Here is an 18846-nt window from a genome sequence, read left to right on the forward strand (position 1 = left end):
TTAAACGCCAAAAACACCTAAAACATCGATATCTCACTGATTTATAAAGAATATTTTATAATTGGAGTGCTTTTTGCTTAGGTCGGTTCAAGCACTGGATCCCGGCCGCTGATGCGACGGTCCCGGCTCACCCCTTTAACCCCCTTTATGGATGCAAAGGAACCGCTATGAACACCTTCCGCACTCTACTACTGGCCCTGACCGCCAGCGCCGCTGTTGTACTGTCGGCCGCAACGCATGCCGCGAGCATTAAACTGACTTACCAGAACAATCTGGTCGGTGCGCCGAGCGGCAAGATCTACGACAAAGCGGGTAGCTTTTTCGGTATGCCCAGCTATAACAGCCAGAACGTCCAGGCCGGTGAGTTTGATTTCACCACCAGCCATAACTCCAGTGGTATTGCCGCATGGGACGACGGCTTGAGCGCTTTCTGTATCGAAATTGACACCACCTTGCGCCATCAAAGCACCAGCTATGAAGTGTTTGGCGGGCTCGGCAGTTTCGAGGGTAACAGCAAAGGCACTTATATTGACCGCCTGTTCTCCACCTTTTATGAAGATTCCCAAAGCAGCAGCGTCAACAGCGCCGCCTTTCAACTGGCTTTGTGGGAAATCATCAATGAGGGAGCCGAAGACTTCAATCTGGATAAACAAACCGGTTTCAGCTGGTCCAGTGGTTTCTGGGGTCATGATTTCCATGCCGACAGTTTTTCCGGTGCCAAAACAGTGGCACAACAATGGCTTGGCGCTCTTGACGGGCAGAACGTTCAAAGCGGTGTTTACGACTTTTACACGCTGAAGTCGCACAAATCACAGGACCTGCTTGCCGTGACCAAGGCCAGCGTCCCGGAACCTGGCTCTTTACTGCTGCTTGCCATGGGTCTGCTGGCGCTGATGCGCGCTCGTCAACGCGTGCGCTGATACCGGCTTTACCTTACGACCTGATGCCAGGGAAGGCGATTAAGGGTGGCTGAAACACAGCGTCGATTATTTTTACAACCCGTCTTACTCTGAACGACCCGCTCTATCTACTCTGAACGACCCACCCTACTCTGAACGAAAAGGCTCGCTCTCCAACTGGTGGCGCTTCATAATTTTATGGAAATCCGACCGGTTTCGCCCAGAAAGCCGGGCCGCCTCGGTAATATTGCCTCCCGTCATTCGCAGCAACCGCACGACATAATCCCGTTCAAACTGTTTTTTCGCTTCCTTTAACGGCACCAGAGCGGGTGCTTCCTGCTCGGGCATCACTTCGGCCACCAGCGCCTCAGCCAGCACAGGTGTGGGGGACAGCGCCACCAGTTGCTCCACAACATTGCGCAGTTGTCGTATATTGCCGGGCCATTCATATTGCAACAGCAAGCGTTGCCCCCCCTGAGAAAGCTGACGAACAGCGTCGCCCGTGCGATCGGCAATTTCGTTGAGAAAATGCCGGACCAGCAGCGGAATGTCCTCTTTACGCTCACGCAGCGACGGCAAAGCCAGCTGCGAGACATTCAGTCGATAGTAGAGATCCTCACGAAACTGCTGCTCAGCGATGGCTTGCTCCAAATCGCGGTGGGTTGCGGAGATTACGCGTACATCAATATCTCGATCCGAACTGGAGCCCAGAGGGCGCACCTTGCGTTCCTGAAGCACTCGCAGGAGTTTCACTTGCAGATTGATCGGCATATCGCCGATCTCATCGAGAAACAAGGTGCCGCCATTGGCGGTGACAAACAACCCTTCGCGATCCTTTGTCGCACCAGTGAACGCCCCCTTTACATGCCCGAACAGTTCGGACTCCAGCAAATCCGCAGGAATGGCCCCGCAGTTCACCGCGATAAACGGTTCTTCAGCACGCGCGCTGGCCTTATGCAGCGCCTGCGCCAGCAGCTCCTTGCCCGAACCGCTCTCACCACCGATCAACACGTTGATGTCACTTCGGGCCAGTCGGCGAGCCTGCTCCAAACGACGGTACATCAAGTCACTGCGGGTGATAATCGCATCGGACCAGCCTGACTCGGGCGTCGGTGCGTTCACCCCTAACTCCACGGCCTGCTCCAGCACCTGCCGAAGCTCGCGGTTATCCACCGGTTTGGTTAAAAAAGAAAATAAGCCCTGTTGAGTGGCATCCACCGCCTCGCGTATGGAGCCGTGGGCGGTGAGCATAATGACCGGCAGGTTCGGCCACTGCTGCTGAATGTGCGCAAACAGCGTCATGCCGTTCATAGGCTCCATGCGCAAGTCGGTCACCACCACCGAGACCGGTTCGTGCTCCAGCAGGCTCAACGCTTGTTCACCGTCCTCCGCCGTCAATACCCGATACCCGGAAGCCCCCAGCCGCATGCTTAACAATTGCAAAATGCTGGGGTCATCATCCACGAGCAGAATCAGTGGCTCCGCCGCCGGCTCTTTTGCTGGCTCACTCATCGGGCGCCTCCCTTGATGTGTCCACGCCTTTGCCCATTTCCGCTTCGATGGCTCGAATACCCTCGATGGTATTTTCCAGGCGCTGTTCCGTATCGCGCAGGCGCTGTTCGAGTAAAGCGTAAGAACGTGACTCCGCAGACAGTAACTGCAGAAGAGCATCGAATCCCCTCGGGGTTTCCTCAATGTTCCGCGCCAGCACCAAAGAGTTGGCCAGCAAGCCTGGGGTCTGATCCGGCCGACAAGTCGCCAGCATCAATTGACTCATTACATTCTCATCCGTTTCCGCCCGCCGATACTGATCGCGCAGGGCCATTCGCTCTTGTTCGGACAGCTGACATACTTGCTCCCGGAATGCGAGTAAAGACTCCAGGTCGGGAAAGCTGCCGCTCCCACCGCGGCCTTCTGGCTGCCCGGAACCAGCTGTTGGCCCACAGGCACTTTCCGCTGTATTCCCCGTTGTATTCCCTGACGCCGTTGCTGGCGTTGTTCCCTGAGACTGATACAAATTGCAGCCGCTGATCAAAACAGAGGCTGAGAGCCACAAGGCTATGCGTTTCATCAAACATTCTCCACGTTGGAATCATCCGGGTAGTTGTTACCACCCACCGGGTAACGCAACAGAAAACAACTGCCGACGCCCACTTCAGACGTTAATTGCAATTCTCCCCCCAGCCGGTCCACCGATTCTTTGACGATCGCCAGTCCGACGCCACTACCGTGCACAGCACCGCTGCGTCGCACCGCTCCCTGGGCGAACGGCAGAAAAATCGTCTCACGGTCGTCCTCGGCAATCCCCGGCCCCTCATCGGTCACCGATAGCCAGGCGAAACCGCCCTCCATTCCCCAGGCAATACGCACCACACCTCCTCCGGGAGAGTAGTGATAGGCATTGGACATCAGATTGGAAACCACCATTTCCAGCAGTTGCGGGTCACCCTGTAACTGGTCCACCTCACCACTGTATTCCCACGTTACCTGGTGTCTCAGATTCGGCTGAGAGAGCCGTGCAATGATTCGCTCACACAGTGCGGTCATATTCACCAACTGGGGCGATCCGGCCACATTGTGTGTGATGACATTGTAGTTCAACAGCTGTTGGATCAACTCCTGCAGACTCTGTGAGTTTTCCATCAAAATCCGCAACACAGAGCGCTGGCGCGGGTTAATTGGGCCGGGCACTTCATCCTGTAACAGGGAGCCGGCCTCAACAATGGCGGAAAGCGGTGTTTTTAACTCGTGAGAAACGTGTCGCAAGAATACCTGTTTTTGTTGGTCGGCCGCGAGCAACTGCCCGCGCATCCACTCGAGCCGCTCGCCCAGCACCTGGAAATCTTTCGGGCCGGACACACGAATCGGCGTATCCCAATCACCGTGTCCCAGATTGCGAATGGCCATCGACAAACGTCGGATCGGCTTGATCATTTGCCAAAACCCAAGCCCCAGCAACGTCAACGTCACGGGGATGCTGATAATGCCGAGCAGCGACAATCGCCATAAAATACTTTGCAGCGCAATTTCGCCCCGGGCACTCAACGCGTTTGTATAATTCGCAATGGCTTCCGTTAATGCGCTGCGGGCACGGCTCAGCGACACCATGTGTGTAGAGAACACGGTATCTTCCACAGCGATCAGTTCGGTTTCTGTCAGTGCGCCAAGCACGGTTTGCAGTTGATTAATTTGATCACGAAGTAACCGCTGTTGCGGATTGGCAACAAGCGGGATATTTTGCGACGACTCCCGGTGCAAAAAACGCCGAATGGCAACATGCCCCTCTTGCACCGCTCGATACTGTTCGCGATACGGCTCCAAAAACGACACATCACGCAGCAAACGATACTGCCGGGCGAAACGCTCCAGGTCCCGAATCTGGCTATCCAGCTCGGTCTGCAGGCTGTTGAGCTCCTCGGCCCGCTGCCCAAGCATACGCTGCACATGCATTTGCTGGTAGAACGCCCACGACGCGTAGGCGATCAGGGAAAGAATCGGCACCAGTGTGATCAACGCAATCAATAACCATTGCTGGTATAGCGATAACCGGCGAGGTTTGGCCACAGAATGACTCCTTTGCACCCTCTGAAAGAGACTTTCTCTCAATAGTTAAGCGGGTTGTTGCTTTTTAGCAACAGCCTGCAGACCCCTGATATTAAACGGGTTAGCGACATTTGTACCAGTACGCTGTCGCACTTTTGCAACACTCCGCTAACAACAAGCCGCTTCCAAATCGGCCATAAATCCCATAACTCACTGATTTTAAAGAAATTTAAAAGAGCTGGCACAGTGTTCGCTATATCCCATTCGCCAACACGACAATCGCTGGCAACCACCAACAACCAGGAACGATGAGGTGATTTATGAAAACGCTGTCTGTCATTGCTGCAAGTGCGTTACTTTCGCTGGGAAGCCTCTCAGTGGTCGCTCAGGACACCACTCGTGAGAATCAAGGAGCACAGCCTCAAGGTACAGGTACAGGCTCCGCCTTCTCCGTTATCGATCAGGACGGTAACGGAAGCATCAGCAAGGAAGAAGCCAAAAACAGCGGAATCAGCGACAGCCGCTTTAAGTCCATGGATCGTAACGGAGACGGAAAAGTGTCGCAATCGGAGTATCAGCAGTAACGCTGAAAATTTCCGATAGGGAAATGGCTGGCAAGCTCCCAGGATGGCGCTTGCCGCCTCTGGCGAAGGACTGCGATTATCTGGAAGGAACTGGACATTGATCAAAGGCAAAAGGACTTGCTGTGATCCAGAGCGGTAAACAACCCGTAAAGTTTTCATTCACAGCCTCCGCGTGGTGTTTTCGGAGGAACGAATTCGAAAGGACTCACCGGACGGTTTCTAAAGAGACATGCTTGTCGAAACACAATCAAAGAGGAACGCTATTATGAAACAGTCAATTGCTTATGGTATCGCTGGTTTGATGGCAATGAGTTCTGGCGTAGCGATGGCTCAGGACCGCTATTCAGACGACTCCCATGTGTATATCGGAGGCGCCTACGGCGGCTTTAAAGCTCGCGGTGGTGATTTCGACGACGATCAGGATTTTTACGAATTCAGCTTCGGTGGCTTCTTTAACCCCTACCTCGGTCTGGAAGCCAGCGCTACTTTCTTCGGAGAGTACGGTGGCGACTTAGTTGAAGCCGACGCAGAGGGTTACGGCGTAGCGCTTATCGGTCGCCTTCCCCTGACTGACAGCTGGGGCATCTACGCCAAAGCTGGTCAATTCTTCTGGGACGTGGACGTCGACAGCGACCTTGGCAGTGCAAGCACTGACGGCGACGACCCGTTCTTCGGCGTGGGTACCGACATCCGTTTGGCCACCAACCTCAGCATGATTATCGAATATGATCGCTACAAAATCGATACTGCTGTGGAAGACTGGCCAGGTGTGGACGACACCGACCTCGACACTGTAAAAGTCGGTCTGCGCCTGCGCTTCTAATTTTCCCCGCCACTCCACGTGCGTTTGCATGGTTGCCGGCCCCACCCCAAGGGGGCCGGCTTTTTTATGGCGCTAGGACACACTCTCCACCAACGCCTTGAACAGACGCCGATGCGGTGCGCTGTACAACAGAAACTCCGGATGCCACTGCACCCCCACTAAAAACGGGGAGCCAAACTTTTCAACCGCCTGCACAATGCCATCCCGGTCCCGCCCCGACACCCGCAAATCTCGTCCGAGCCTGTCAATCGCCTGATTGTGCAAACTGTTAATCGACGGATGCTCCTCGCCCATGATGGACAGCAGACGGGTGCGCTGTTCAACCTGCAACGCCTTTAACGGCAACAACGTTCGCCGGTGTGAGGTGTGTCGCCGATGCAATCGAAGATCCTGCACCAGCGTACCGCCGAGACAGACGTTCAGCAGTTGTGCGCCCCGGCAAATGCCCAACAATGGGCGACCTTCGGCGAGGGCTTTGTGAATAACGCGCTTTTCCAGCTCATCCCGATCAGGGTCGTATTTTGGCTTTACTTCCGGCTCGGCCCCGTAGAGTACCGGCTGCACATCGTGCCCGCCGGTCACGACCACCGCATCGAATTCAGGCAATGAATCCCGATGACGGGGACGAACCTGAACGGGCTCCGCGCCGTACCACTTCAATATCAGGGCCACCAGAGTTCGTGGCCCCACCGCGCCGCGCTCAGGGCCGGTAACCGCCACTACCGGGCCAGCCATCGCGCCTCCAGTTGTTTACTCCAATCGCCAAACCAACGGTCTAGCGGATCGGCCAGAAAGTCATAGTAGGCTTTGCAGCACTCTCTGAGCCGCTGTGTGTCCGCCGCCAGTTCCTCCACGGCCACCCAGTCGTTCCACGCCTGAGACAGACTCCAGTCCGAGCGGTGGATTTCGCAATCCGGAAGACGATAATGCAGTGTTGGCCGCGCCTTGATCAAAGGATCGTCCACGGTACGTCGTACACGCGCTTCATCAAGATGCGCAAAGAGCGGCAGCATATCCAGCGCCCGATTGCGAGAGGGATTATGCGTGAGGTAATCGTCGATCAATCGGTTCTGCTCGGGCCAGTAATCGGCGCGCAGCAGCGTACGAACATACGCTTTGGGGTAGGGATCGATGTAATTGGTCACTTGGCGGGAAAGGTTGATATCGGCGCGGACGTAAAGCCATTCATAAAGGCATACGAAAGCTTTCAAGTAGGCGATGATCGTGTCAGTGGATTCGTCCGGCACCTCCGGATTGAACTGCATTCCAAAGGCATTAACCAGACGGTCCGAGGTGCCTTTCGCACCCGCCGCGCGCAAATGATGGATCAGCGTTTCCACCTCAGTGAGACGCGCCATCGGCAACGGCGGACTCACCAGCTCCAATGGTACTAGCGTCTCTGCCAGCCACTTAAGCACCTCTTCCACCGAGTCGCCCAGCTCTCCAGACAGTGTGTTCTTGTCCCGCTTCTCACGCCCCAGCTTTTTGAGCAGATGAAAATCCAGCTCCACGCCCCACTCGCCTGCGGCGTCGCCCAAAAGCTTGCGTTCGTACCGGCCTTCCGGCGTCACGGTCAGCGTCAGGGAGTCGGCCACAATACGACTCAGCTCGTCGATGGTCAGCCCATTCATTTCCAGCTCAACGCCAACGCGGCGTGGTGGCCCCTGAGCGGTGTGCAGGCGTGTCGGCAATCTCAAATTCATTACAACTCCCTAAGACCAACCTCTTTTAGCCAGCATGACACAGCCGGCATTCCATTGCATGCACAGGCTCAGGAATCTTTTACAATACGGATTCCATTTGGCATTTTACAGAGGTACACCCGCAATGGCAGTAACGCCGGGATATCGGCAACGGTTTGGCGCGCTGGGTCGCCTGTATGGGGAGTCGGCTTTAGAATGGCTGGCCAACGCGCACTTCGCCGTGGTCGGCCTGGGCGGCGTCGGCAGCTGGACGGCAGAGGCATTGGCCCGGACTGGCATCGGCACGCTCACACTGATTGAGCTCGATGGCGTTTGCGTGACCAACACCAACCGCCAGCTACATGCGCTGGAGGGCTTTATCGGTGCCTCGAAAAATCAGGTCGTGAGCGAGCGATTAAAAGCGATTAACCCGGAACTGGTGCTGCACAGCCAGGAAACGTTTTTAACGCAGGATAATATCGACCAGCTGATCAGGTCCCAGCACCACGTCGTGATTGATGCCATTGACGCCGCGCACATCAAGGCCCGGATGGTGAGTTATTGCAGCCGTCAAAAAATGCGACTGGTGACCGTGGGCTCCTCAGGCGGTAAGCGCGATCCCGCGCAGATTACCTGCGCTGATTTGGGACAAACGATTCAGGACCCAATGCTGCGCAAAGTGCGAAACCTGCTTTACCGTCATCACGGTTTCCGCAAAGATCGTCACCGGCGATTTCGCGTCGATGCCATTTTCTCACGCGAACCCATGCATTTTCCGCAGCTCGGTGGTGGCGTTTGCGTTGGGGATAAAGGTAACCGCGATCCGGACAGCGGCGTCAAACTTGATTGTGGCGGGGGCCTGGGTTCTGTCTTGATGGTTACCGGCAGCTTCGGCTTTGCTGCCGCCAGCCAGGCGGTGGAACGCTACCTTCAGGACTGTGCGTTTCAAGATTGTGCGTCGACCTCGACCTCAAAACGCTAACCTCACAGCCTGAACAGTGCCCGGGCATTGTCGCTCGTCTGCCGGGCAATATCCTCCACCGGTGCGCCGCGCAACTGCGCCAGTGTAACGACGATTTCCGGTAAGTATTCTGGACTATTGCGCTCACCCTGCCGTCCAGCGAGCGGCATGTCCGGCGCATCGGTTTCAAGCAGCAGAGCCTCCACCGGTACGACGGCGACCGCGTCACGGGTTTTGCGTGCACGCTCGTAAGTAATCACACCGCCCACCCCCAGGCGCAATCCCATTTGCCAGTACGTGCGCGCCTGGTCGGCACTGCCGCTAAACGCGTGCACCACGCCACCCTCTGGCAATCGATAGCGTTTCAGACAGCGGATTAATTCGTTGTGGGCTTTCACGCAATGCAGAATGACCGGTTTGCGGGCTTCCTGCGCCAACGCCAGGTGAGTGTCCAGCCAGGCAAGCTGCTGATCCATCGGCGTATCAATCCGCTTATCCAGACCACATTCTCCCACGGCGACACACAGCGGGTGTTGCAGCATGTGACGGCAGGCGGCCAGCCATTTGTCGTCTTGCTGGCTTTGCCACCAGGGATGCACACCCGCCGCAAAGACCCAGCCGTCATTCTGCTCACACAAGGCAGCGGCACGCAGCCACTGCTCGGGGTCGGTGCCGGGAATCAGGAGGTGAGTCAGGCCCCGCTCAAGACAGCGGGACCACACTGGGGAACGATCATGCTGGAACGCGTCGAAATCCAGATGGCAATGGCTGTCTATCAAGGCGGCTTTTCCATCAAAGCGACGCTCATCGAACTCACTGCCAGCGATAGGCCCGCACCGAATCGTTAAAGAACGTCGGGATATAGGCGATGCCATCTTCTGGATTCCACCCCAGATCCGCCGTATTCATGCGAGGCTCCCGGGTATCCATCAGGCGAGTCACCTCGCCGTTATCCACGTGGTATACCAGGCCCACCCAGCAGGTCACCAGGAATTCACCGTCCGCGATTTTTTCTACACCGTCGATACCGGATTCAAACCCGGTGGCCACCGTTTCCAGCTCTCCCTCGGGAGACGCTTTCAACAACGTATCGCCCGCTCCGATGTAGAGATCATTGCCTTCGGTATAGAGGCCGTTCGGGTCTTTGAGATCCTCGAGAAAGAGTTCGGCGTCCTTATTGTGAATACGGTGCACTTTACCGGTCCGGGTATCGGACACATACACCGTACCGTCATCCGCAACGGCAATGTCGTTCAGAAATACGGAGTCGTCCACGGGGATTCGTGCCTGAACACGCCCGCTCTCCAAATCAACCATCAACACCTCCGTCAAGTCCGCCACGTACAGCGTATCGCCCCGGAGGCCCATGCCTTTCGGTGCGTTCATACCGCGAGACCAGTCCTGATCCAGGATCTCGCCCTCCAGCGAGAGCTTGGCAATACCGCCTTTCCCGTCGGCCTGATTGCCCTCTCCTTCAATTTCGGACACCAGCAGATAAGGACCATTTTCATCGGGCACATACAGAACGGATTCCGGAGTGCGCAACCCATCGGTTTGCCAATGCGGTTTCAACTCGGGGGAATCGGCCAACACCTGAGCGGACGTCAGCGTCAGACTACTGACCGCCAGCACGGCTCCAACCACATAACGGATTGCTAACATAACTCTCTCTCCTCTCTTTTATAGAACGATCTTTTATCGAGCGATCTTTTGTTGCGTGATTGCCGGACCCGCTATCACAGGTCCGGAACGCATTTACCGGTTGGCGCGCTGCTCTACCAGTTCATCGACCACCGACGGGTCTGCCAGCGTGGAGGTATCGCCCAGGCTGTCCAGTTCGTTGGCGGCGACTTTACGCAAAATACGGCGCATGATTTTACCGGAACGGGTTTTGGGCAGACCCGGAGCCCACTGAATGATGTCGGGCTTGGCGATGGCACCAATTTCCTGAACGCACAGCGCAATCAGTTCCTTGCGCAGATCCTCACTGGGTTCCTCTCCCTCCATTAACGTGACATAGGCGTAAATCCCCTGCCCCTTGATATCATGGGGATAGCCCACCACAGCAGCTTCAGACACTTTCGCGTGAAGCACCAGCGCACTTTCCACTTCCGCCGTCCCCATGCGGTGGCCGGAGACGTTCAACACATCGTCCACTCGACCGGTAATCCAGTAGTAACCGTCCTCGTCGCGGCGAGCGCCATCCCCCGTGAAGTAATAACCCGGATAGGTGCTGTAGTAGGTGTCGATACAGCGTTGGTGGTCGCCATATACGGTGCGAATCTGGCTCGGCCAGGACGCCTTGATGGCCAGGTTACCGGAACCGGCGCCGTCGATTTCATGGCCGTCGTTATCCAGCAGCACGGGCTGCACGCCAAAGAAGGGCAAGGTGGCCGACCCCGGCTTCAATGCCATGGCGCCGGGCAGAGGCGTCAGCATGTGCGCGCCAGTTTCGGTTTGCCACCAGGTATCCATAATCGGGCAGCGGCTGCCTCCCACCTTTCGGTAATACCACTCCCAGGCTTCGGGGTTGATCGGCTCACCCACGGTGCCGAGCAGCTTGAGAGACTTGCGGGAGGTTTGTTCGACCCACTTGTCACCGGCCCCCATCAGCGCGCGTATGGCGGTGGGTGCGGTGTAGTAGCTGTTCACACCGTGTTTATCCACGACCTGCCAGTGACGCGAGGCATCGGGATAGGTCGGCACGCCCTCGAACATCAAGGTGGTCGCACCATTGGCCAGTGGGCCGTACACAATATAGCTGTGCCCGGTCACCCACCCGACATCAGCGGTACACCAGTAGATGTCCCCGTCCTGGTAATCAAACACATACTTGTGTGTCATGGCCGATTGCAGCAGGTAACCGCCCGTGGTGTGCAGCACCCCTTTGGGTTTGCCGGTGGAGCCGGAGGTATACAGAATAAACAGGGGGTCTTCCGCGTCCATCATTTCCGGTTCGCAATCGTCGGCCTGTTTTTCCACCGCCTCCTCGTACCAGATATCACGGCCTTCGGTCCAATCAATATCGCCGCCGGTACGCTTGACCACCAGGCAGGTATGCACATCAGGACAGCTGGCCAGCGCCTTGTCGGCGTTCTTTTTCAGCGGGATATGTTTGCCGCCGCGCACCCCTTCATCGGCGGTGATGACGAAACGGCAGTTCGCATTGAGAATGCGATCCTTGAGCGCGTCCGGCGAGAAACCGCCAAACACCACAGAGTGGATGGCACCGATACGGGCGCACGCCAGCATGGCATAGGCGGCTTCCGGGATCATGGGCATGTAGATACACACGCGATCGCCTTTTTTGACGCCGCGCTCACGCAACAGATTGCCGAGGCGGCTGACTTCGGTGTGCAGCTCCCGGTAGGTGATTTGCTGGTCTTCAGAGGGGTCATCGCCCTCCCAGATAATCGCCACTTGATCGGCCCGTTTATCCAGGTGTCGATCAACGCAGTTGACGCTCACATTCAACCGACCACCTTTGAACCAGGCGACCTGACCCTGGCGCAAATCGCTCTCACAAACCGTGTCCCACTTTTTGTCCCAGGTCAGGAAGGCCTCGGCCTGCTCGCCCCAGAATCCGTCGGGGTCATTAACAGAGTGCTGGTACATTTCGCGGTAACGCTCCGCGTCGATAGCGGCATTGGCTTTAAACGACGCGGGAACCGGGTAGGTATGCTGTTCGGACATGAAAGGGCCTCGCTTGCGGATGTCTGTTATCCGGTTAATTGTTGACGATGTCGCATAGCTTTGAGGCCTAAGCTTACCAGCAGTTTCGTCCATTGACCACAGACAACGTTGTCCATTAGCGGCGAAATAGCCTCGCCCGGCGAGGTTCTGCCCGGCGCGAAACAGGTATTCACAAAAGGGGAAGGTGGCCGGTCAGGCCACCTGGGTGGGAATGGTGTTAGCGGTGCGCTCTACCTGATTGTTGCCATCGAGATAAACCAGGCGAGGCTTGTGATTGAGCATTTCGTTTTCGTTGTACTGGCCGTAGCTGGCGATAATCACCCGATCTCCGACCTGTACCTTACGTGCCGCCGCGCCGTTCATGGAGATAGTGCCGGAGCCGGCTTCTGCCAGAATCACGTAGGTAGTAAAACGCTCACCGTTGTTCACGTTGTAGATATCGATCTGTTCAAACTCGCGCAGACCCGCCAGTTCCACCAGATCCCGGTCAATGGCACAGGAGCCGTCGTACCAGAGCTCGGCCTGGGTTACGGCAGCCATGTGCAGTTTGCCTTTGAGCAGAGTTGAGAGCATAGGCTTCTCCCGGTATTCGGTGCTGGCTCAAGCGCCCAGCACAAGGGATACATTGTCAATCAGGCGGGCACCACGCGTGTACATGGCGCCGAGCACGGTCAATTCGGCGTCATCGTGCGCCGCCAGGTCGAGCGTGTGACTGTTGCACACACTGACATAGTCGGGCTTGAAGCCCGCCGCGCGAATCTGTTCCTTCGCGGCATCGGCCAGCGTCACAAAATCGCGCCGACCATCCAAAATCTGGTCCCGGACCCAACACAGGCTCCGGTACAACTGAGACACCCCGGGGCGCTCATCGTCACCGATGAAGCTATTGCGTGAACTCAGCGCCAGGCCATCCGCTTCGCGGACGACCTCACCTGCCCGGATCACGACCGGCATGCAAAGATCTTCCACCATGCGGCGAATCACCGCCAATTGCTGAAAATCTTTGGCGCCGAATACCGCCTCATCAGGCTGCACGATGTTGAACAGCTTGCTCACCACCGTGGTCACCCCTTCAAAGTGACCGGGACGGCTTGCACCGCACAGCACGTCGGTCATGCTGGGCACCACCACGCGCGTTTGTTCGGCCATGCCGTTGGGGTAAATCTCGGTCTCGTCAGGGCAAAACAGGTAGTCACAGTCCACGCCTTCAAGCTTGACGGTGTCCGCCTCCAGGGTGCGAGGGTATTTGTCCCAGTCTTCGTTCAATCCAAATTGCAGCGGGTTCACGAAAATGCTGGTGACCACACAGTCGCACGTGGCCTGCGCCTGCTTCACGAGTGCCAGGTGAGCGTCGTGCAAATTGCCCATGGTGGGCACAAGACCGATGCGCTTACCCTTACGACGTTCGTCTTCCAGCGCCCGGCGCAACGACTGAATCTGATGAAAAACCTGCATGACTGGCCCGCGAGCGGCCCACCGCTCTTACTCGTTTACCCGGAGTTGGGGGCCGGATAATACACGCTCACCCCACAATGTACAATCTTTGCTCAACGCGCCTTCACCCAGCGTTTAAAGAAGGCATTGGACGTCAATAATCGTCCGACTGCATGTACTCTGGCGCCAGGTTTTCGAAGCGTGTGTACTTGCCAATAAAGGCCGCCCGGCAGGTGCCAATCTCACCGTTACGCTGCTTGCCCACAATCAGCTCCGCGATGCCTTTATCCGGACTGTCCTCATTGTAGTATTCATCCCGATAGATGAACAAAATCACATCCGCATCCTGCTCAATAGACCCTGATTCCCTCAAGTCCGAGTTCATTGGCCGTTTATTGGGACGCTGCTCCACGCCCCGGTTGAGCTGGGACAGGGCGATCACCGGGCAATCAAACTCCTTGGCCATGGCTTTAAGCGACCGGGAAATTTCGGAGACTTCCTGGGTACGGCCCTCACTGGGGCCGGACAACTGCATCAATTGCAGGTAATCCACCATAATCATGGCGGGATTGCCGTGCTCGCGGGCGATACGGCGCACTCGCGCCCGCATTTCCGTGGGCGACAGCCCCGGCGTATCGTCAATGAACAGGGGCTTGTCTTTGAGCTTACTGACGGCGGCGGAAAGCTTGGGCCAATCTTCTTCAGTGAGCTTGCCGTTGCGGATCTTGCCCTGATCGATACGTCCGATGGAAGACATCATCCGCATCACCAGAGCGGCGGAGGGCATCTCCATGCTGAACACCAGGGTGGGCCGCGTTTGAGTAAACAGGGACGTTTCCACAAAGTTCAGCGCCAACGCCGTTTTGCCCATGGAGGGACGCGCCGCCAGAATAATCAGCTCACCGGGCTGCCAACCGGAGGTGCGTTTGTCCAGATCCTCCAGGCCGCTGCCGACGCCGGTAAGGTCACTGCCGGAACGAAACAGCTCATCAATGCGCTGAACGGTGCTTTTCAGTAGCTCATTTAACGCCGTGAGCCCGCCTTCTTTGGGGCGGTCTTCCGCGATTTCGGCTACCCGCTTTTCCGCCAGCTGCAGCAAATCATCCGCATCCAGTCCGAGCGGATTGTAGCCGGAACGGCTGATCTCTTGCGCCACATGAATCAACTGCCGCAAAGTCGACCGCTCACGCACGATATTGGCGTAGGCGAGAATGTTAGCGGAGCCGGGCGTATTGGCCGCCAGCTCGGTGAGGTAGCCGAAGCCACCGACCCGCTCCAGCTCATCGTGCCGATGCAGCTCTTCCGACAGGGTAATGACGTCCAGCGGCTTATCGTCTTCCGACAGATCACACATCATGCGGAAGATCAGGCGGTGATCGTCGCGGAAGAAGTCCCGCTCGGACAAGACCTCGCGGACCGCTTCGAGCCGCAGGTTATCCAGCATCAGGCCACCCAGCACGGCCTGTTCGGCTTCGACCGAATGCGGCGGTGGCGCTTTCCCCGGAGCCGGGGCATCTTCCGAGGGGGTCTCCAATGGCAAATCAGACATGGGGTTCATTGCTGTAGGTTGGCAAACAAAAACGGGCACTACCGAGTGTCCCAGAAGGGTCGATAGTGCCCGATTTCGACAGTCTTGTCATGGGCCAGCACCCAGGGTGCCGACCACGCGGCGCAATTACTCGGCGACCACGCTCACTTTGACAGACTGAATGACTTCGGCGTGAACCTGTACATCAATTTCGTACTCGCCCACTTCGCGCAGCGCACCTTCCGGCAGCTTCACCTCGGACTTGGCCACGTCAACACCCGCTGCGGTGATAGCTTCAGCGATATCACGCGTGCCCACAGAACCGAACAGCTTGCCTTCGTCACCCGCATTCGCGGCGATAGTCACGCTCAGTTCAGCGAGCTTGGCCGCACGCCCTTCAGCGCCACTCAATTTCTCGGCAGCGGCCGCTTCCAGTTCAGAACGACGCGCTTCGAACTCGGCCACATTGTCCGGCGTGGCCGGAATGGCTTTGCCCTGCGGCAGCAGGAAGTTGCGACCGAAACCGGCCTTGACGGCAACCTGGTCGCCAATGCCACCGAGCTTGCCCACTTTTTCCAGCAGAATAACGTCCATCTCGTTTACCCTCTAAGTTGTTTGATCCGGCGAGCGCGGCAGGGCATCAGCCCTTGGGTGTCGCGCGCTCGCGAAATTTCAGCCATGTATCCAGAAATGCGATAACAGCCAGCAGCTGCGTGGCGGGCTCAAGCAGCACCAGTGCGACGTAGAACATCACCAGCCACTGAACACCCGCTTTTTTGATGGCCACCAGACGGTGCACAATCGCCACGCCCTGAAACACCAGCGGCAACATAAACAGGCCCGCCCACAGGGAGTAATCCACGCCCTGTAACAGGCAGTAGACCGATGCCGCCATGCAGGTAACGGCCTGTACCGGGTGCAATTTCAGCGCCTGAAATTCGGCACCAAAGCCACCAGGATTCACCGCCAGCGCCTGCCACCACCGCCCCAGCACCAGGCCAAAGGCGGCGGGATAAGCCATGCTGTAGGCCATCAACCCCACCACAAAGGTGGGGCTGAGCGCTGGCACCGGGCTGTCAGCGTCGCTTAACTCATCCATGAATTGCGTCAGCCATCCCAGCACCGCCTGTACACTGTCCGGCGCCACGGCTATTTGCAATAACGCCACCAACGCGGCACTGCCGACCAGGGCCATTAAGCTGGCGGCCCATCCAGCCCCCTTTCGAAGCAGCAAGGCCGCCAGAAAGGTCAGGACGATACCGCCCACGACGGCGATGGCCACGGCCGGGCCTATCTGACTGATCCCGAGCAACAGCAGGGCTGGCAACACGCCCCACAACAGAATCAGCAGGCCATTACCGCTCCCCGCGCGCAGCGTTACCAACGCTACGGTGGCTGGAGTCAATAAAGGCACCCAGTTACCAATCAAGGCAACGACTGTTGCCTGCAAGCGACCGCGCAATATAAATTCAGCAATCGCCCGCACGTTCGCACTCCTTCAACAACAACCGACTGTCGCCAGACTTACTCGTGGCTGTCGGTGTAGGGAATCAATGCCAGGTAACGAGCGCGCTTGATCGCAGAGGACAGTTGGCGCTGGTACTTGGCTTTGGTGCCCGTAATACGGCTGGGTACAATCTTTCCGGTTTCGGTGATGTACGCTTTCAAAGTTTCAAGATCTTTGTAATCAATGCGTTTCACGCCTTCAGCGGTGAAACGGCAAAACTTGCGACGACGAAAAAAACGAGCCATGGATTACTCCCCTTCCTTCTCAGTTGCGGCTTCGGCCTTCTCTTCGGACTGATCGTCCTCGGAAGACTCGTTGTCACCCTCTTCACGGCGGGCGGGACGGTTCTGCTTGGTGGTCCGCTCGCGGGCGTCTTTGTCCGCTTTCAGGATGGGAGACTCTTCGGTGATGGCTTCGTCTTCACGAATCACCATGTTCCGCAGAACGGCATCGTTGTAACGGAAGTTGGTGGTCAGCTCTTCCAGGGCTTCATCGGTGCACTCAACATTCATGAGTACATAGTGAGCCTTGTGGATTTTGTTGATGGAGTAAGCCAGTTGACGGCGACCCCAGTCTTCCAGACGGTGAACCTGGCCACCGCTGGCTTTAACGGAAGCGGTGTAGCGCTCGATCATACCGGGCACTTGCTCGCTCTGGTCCGGGTGGACCATAAACACGATTTCGTAATGACGCATTGTTGCTCCTTACGGGTTGCAGCCTCCTCCGGCTGTCGAAACGGCCAAAGTGAAGCAAGGAGTGACCTGAGCACAGCAAAACAGTGCCCGGGCCGGTTTAGGGCCGGGTATTCTAGGGAGTTTGCAGGGGGGTTGCAAGAAAAACTGGCTGTTTTTTACACAGAGCCAACGGTGGCGCTCTCACAACGGCGACGAGCTATGGCCGCCGCCGCTGTGGTCTGCGGGTTTAGTTGCCGTAGACGGGGAATTTGGCACAGATATTCAGCACCTTACCCTTCACCGCTTCGATAACGGTATCGGCGTTGCCAGCTTCCAGCGCATCGAGAATATCGCACATCCAGTTGGCCAGTTGCTTGCTCTCCTCCTCACCAAATCCACGCGTGGTGATGGCGGGCGTACCCACCCGCAGCCCTGAGGTAATAAAGGGCGAGCGCGGGTCGTTCGGTACGGCATTCTTATTCACGGTGATATTGGCCCGACCCAGCGCCTCATCAGCGTCTTTACCGGTGTATTCCTTGCCGATCAGGTCCACCAGCATCAGGTGGTTCTCAGTGCCACCCGAAACGATCTTGATGCCCCGCTCAATGAACGTGGCCGCCATCGCCTTGGCATTTTTCACAACCTGTTGCTGATAGGTCTTGTATTCCGGCGTCATCGCCTCTTTGAAACTGATCGCCTTGGCCGCGATGACGTGCATCAGCGGGCCGCCCTGACCGCCGGGAAAAACGGCGGAGTTCAGTTTCTTTTCGATGTCTTCGTTGGCCTTGGCCAGGATCAGGCCGCCGCGCGGACCACGCAGGGTTTTGTGGGTCGTGGAGGTGGTGACATCGGCGATCTGGACCGGACTCGGATAGACACCCGCCGCCACCAGACCCGCGACGTGCGCCATATCCACCAGCAGGTAAGCACCCACTTCATCCGCGATGTCGCGGAATTTTTGCCAGTCCAGAACCTGAGAGTAGGCCGAGAAACCGGCCACGATCATACGGGGCTTGTGCTCACGAGCCAGACGCGCCACTTCCTCGTAATCCACCTCGCCGGTTTCCGGGTTCAGACCGTACTGAACCGCGTTGTACACCTTACCGGAAAAGTTGACTTTGGCGCCATGAGTCAGATGGCCACCGTGCGCCAGACTCATCCCCAGCACGGTATCGCCCGGCTTGCACAGCGCCGCGTACACCGCGTTGTTCGCCTGGGAGCCGGAGTGTGGCTGGACGTTGGCATAATCGGCACCAAACAGCTCTTTGGCACGCTCAATGGCCAGCGACTCACTTTCATCCACGTACTCACAACCGCCGTAGTAGCGCTTGCCGGGATAACCTTCCGCGTATTTGTTGGTCAGCTTGGTGCCCTGAGCGGCCATCACCAGCGGGCTAGTGTAGTTTTCCGAGGCAATCAGCTCGATATGCTCTTCCTGGCGACGGCTTTCACTCTGAATGGAAGCCCAGATCTCGGGGTCAAAATCGGCAATCGTCTGAGTTTTGTCGAACATGGACG

20 protein-coding genes are annotated in these 18846 nt (G+C 57.2%); 4 read left to right on the forward strand and 16 right to left on the reverse strand.

Annotation, left to right across the window (positions count from 1 at the left end; translation table 11 throughout):
• The first annotated feature begins 167 nt into the window (after positions 1-167).
• Positions 168-920, forward strand: coding sequence for a PEP-CTERM sorting domain-containing protein (locus ACQCLF_RS03475; RefSeq protein WP_426984894.1), 753 nt, complete (start codon positions 168-170; stop codon positions 918-920).
• A 126-nt stretch (positions 921-1046) separates the two neighbouring features.
• Here the strand turns inward: ACQCLF_RS03475 and ACQCLF_RS03480 are convergent, their stop codons facing one another.
• From ACQCLF_RS03480 to ACQCLF_RS03490, 3 genes are all read right to left on the reverse strand, one after another.
• A complete protein-coding gene (locus ACQCLF_RS03480) occupies positions 1047-2411 on the reverse strand; it encodes a sigma 54-interacting transcriptional regulator (protein ID WP_426984895.1) in 1365 nt (454 codons plus the stop codon).
• Positions 2404-2724, reverse strand: a complete 321-nt coding sequence (locus ACQCLF_RS03485) for a hypothetical protein (protein WP_426984896.1) — start codon at positions 2722-2724, stop codon at positions 2404-2406. The genes ACQCLF_RS03480 and ACQCLF_RS03485 overlap by 8 nt, the downstream gene beginning before the upstream one ends.
• Positions 2725-2969: 245 nt before the next feature.
• The gene (locus ACQCLF_RS03490) at positions 2970-4463 is read right to left on the reverse strand and encodes an ATP-binding protein (RefSeq protein ID WP_426984897.1); all 1494 of its coding nucleotides are present in this window, start codon (positions 4461-4463) and stop codon (positions 2970-2972) included.
• Positions 4464-4762: 299 nt separating this feature from the next.
• Here ACQCLF_RS03490 and ACQCLF_RS03495 point away from each other — a divergent pair, with 299 nt between their 5' ends.
• Positions 4763-5026 (forward strand): EF-hand domain-containing protein, encoded by a 264-nt coding sequence (locus ACQCLF_RS03495; protein WP_426984898.1) that lies wholly within the window; start codon positions 4763-4765, stop codon positions 5024-5026.
• 265 nt (positions 5027-5291) lie between these two features.
• A complete protein-coding gene (locus ACQCLF_RS03500) occupies positions 5292-5849 on the forward strand; it encodes a porin family protein (RefSeq protein WP_426984899.1) in 558 nt (185 codons plus the stop codon).
• 72 nt (positions 5850-5921) lie between these two features.
• On the opposite strand, the gene ACQCLF_RS03505 is transcribed toward ACQCLF_RS03500, so the two are convergent.
• Both ACQCLF_RS03505 and ACQCLF_RS03510 read right to left on the reverse strand, forming a co-directional pair.
• A complete protein-coding gene (locus tag ACQCLF_RS03505) occupies positions 5922-6584 on the reverse strand; it encodes a gamma-glutamyl-gamma-aminobutyrate hydrolase family protein (protein WP_426984900.1) in 663 nt (220 codons plus the stop codon).
• The gene (locus tag ACQCLF_RS03510; RefSeq protein WP_426984901.1) at positions 6569-7552 is read right to left on the reverse strand and encodes an amidoligase family protein; all 984 of its coding nucleotides are present in this window, start codon (positions 7550-7552) and stop codon (positions 6569-6571) included. Before ACQCLF_RS03510 ends, ACQCLF_RS03505 begins: the two co-directional genes overlap by 16 nt.
• Before the next feature lie 124 nt (positions 7553-7676).
• On the opposite strand from ACQCLF_RS03510, the gene ACQCLF_RS03515 reads away from it, so the two are divergent.
• The gene (locus ACQCLF_RS03515) at positions 7677-8513 is read left to right on the forward strand and encodes a tRNA threonylcarbamoyladenosine dehydratase (RefSeq protein WP_426984902.1); all 837 of its coding nucleotides are present in this window, start codon (positions 7677-7679) and stop codon (positions 8511-8513) included.
• A 2-nt stretch (positions 8514-8515) separates the two neighbouring features.
• Here ACQCLF_RS03515 and ACQCLF_RS03520 read toward each other — a convergent pair whose 3' ends face one another.
• The 11 genes from ACQCLF_RS03520 to glyA all read right to left on the reverse strand — a co-directional run bounded on the left by ACQCLF_RS03520 (position 8516) and on the right by glyA (position 18841).
• Positions 8516-9367, reverse strand: a complete 852-nt coding sequence (locus ACQCLF_RS03520) for a TatD family hydrolase (RefSeq protein WP_426984903.1) — start codon at positions 9365-9367, stop codon at positions 8516-8518.
• Positions 9306-10154 (reverse strand): SMP-30/gluconolactonase/LRE family protein, encoded by an 849-nt coding sequence (locus ACQCLF_RS03525; protein ID WP_426984904.1) that lies wholly within the window; start codon positions 10152-10154, stop codon positions 9306-9308. Before ACQCLF_RS03525 ends, ACQCLF_RS03520 begins: the two co-directional genes overlap by 62 nt.
• 93 nt (positions 10155-10247) lie before the next feature.
• On the reverse strand, positions 10248-12185 hold the full coding sequence (acs, locus tag ACQCLF_RS03530) for an acetate--CoA ligase (RefSeq protein WP_426984905.1): 1938 nt from the start codon (positions 12183-12185) through the stop codon (positions 10248-10250).
• 192 nt (positions 12186-12377) lie between these two features.
• A complete protein-coding gene (gene panD, locus ACQCLF_RS03535) occupies positions 12378-12758 on the reverse strand; it encodes an aspartate 1-decarboxylase (RefSeq protein ID WP_426984906.1) in 381 nt (126 codons plus the stop codon).
• A gap of 27 nt (positions 12759-12785) precedes the next feature.
• Entirely contained in the window at positions 12786-13640 is an 855-nt protein-coding gene (gene panC / locus ACQCLF_RS03540) for a pantoate--beta-alanine ligase (RefSeq protein ID WP_426984907.1), read from the reverse strand.
• Between the two features lie 133 nt (positions 13641-13773).
• Complete coding sequence (dnaB, locus tag ACQCLF_RS03545) at positions 13774-15168, reverse strand: replicative DNA helicase (protein ID WP_426984908.1); 1395 nt, start codon at positions 15166-15168, stop codon at positions 13774-13776.
• A gap of 126 nt (positions 15169-15294) precedes the next feature.
• Positions 15295-15741 carry a 50S ribosomal protein L9 gene (rplI, locus tag ACQCLF_RS03550; protein WP_426984909.1) on the reverse strand — a complete coding sequence of 149 codons (447 nt, stop codon included), beginning with the start codon at positions 15739-15741 and terminating at the stop codon, positions 15295-15297.
• A gap of 46 nt (positions 15742-15787) precedes the next feature.
• A complete protein-coding gene (locus ACQCLF_RS03555; RefSeq protein ID WP_426984910.1) occupies positions 15788-16633 on the reverse strand; it encodes a hypothetical protein in 846 nt (281 codons plus the stop codon).
• Between the two features lie 38 nt (positions 16634-16671).
• Positions 16672-16899 carry a 30S ribosomal protein S18 gene (gene rpsR / locus ACQCLF_RS03560; RefSeq protein ID WP_024462248.1) on the reverse strand — a complete coding sequence of 76 codons (228 nt, stop codon included), beginning with the start codon at positions 16897-16899 and terminating at the stop codon, positions 16672-16674.
• A gap of 3 nt (positions 16900-16902) precedes the next feature.
• Entirely contained in the window at positions 16903-17349 is a 447-nt protein-coding gene (gene rpsF / locus ACQCLF_RS03565) for a 30S ribosomal protein S6 (protein WP_426984911.1), read from the reverse strand.
• A gap of 226 nt (positions 17350-17575) precedes the next feature.
• Complete coding sequence (glyA, locus tag ACQCLF_RS03570; protein WP_426984912.1) at positions 17576-18841, reverse strand: serine hydroxymethyltransferase; 1266 nt, start codon at positions 18839-18841, stop codon at positions 17576-17578.
• Positions 18842-18846 lie beyond the last annotated feature (5 nt).

This window comes from Marinimicrobium sp. ARAG 43.8, assembly GCF_050113635.1.
Taxonomy (GTDB): Bacteria; Pseudomonadota; Gammaproteobacteria; order Pseudomonadales; family Cellvibrionaceae; genus Marinimicrobium.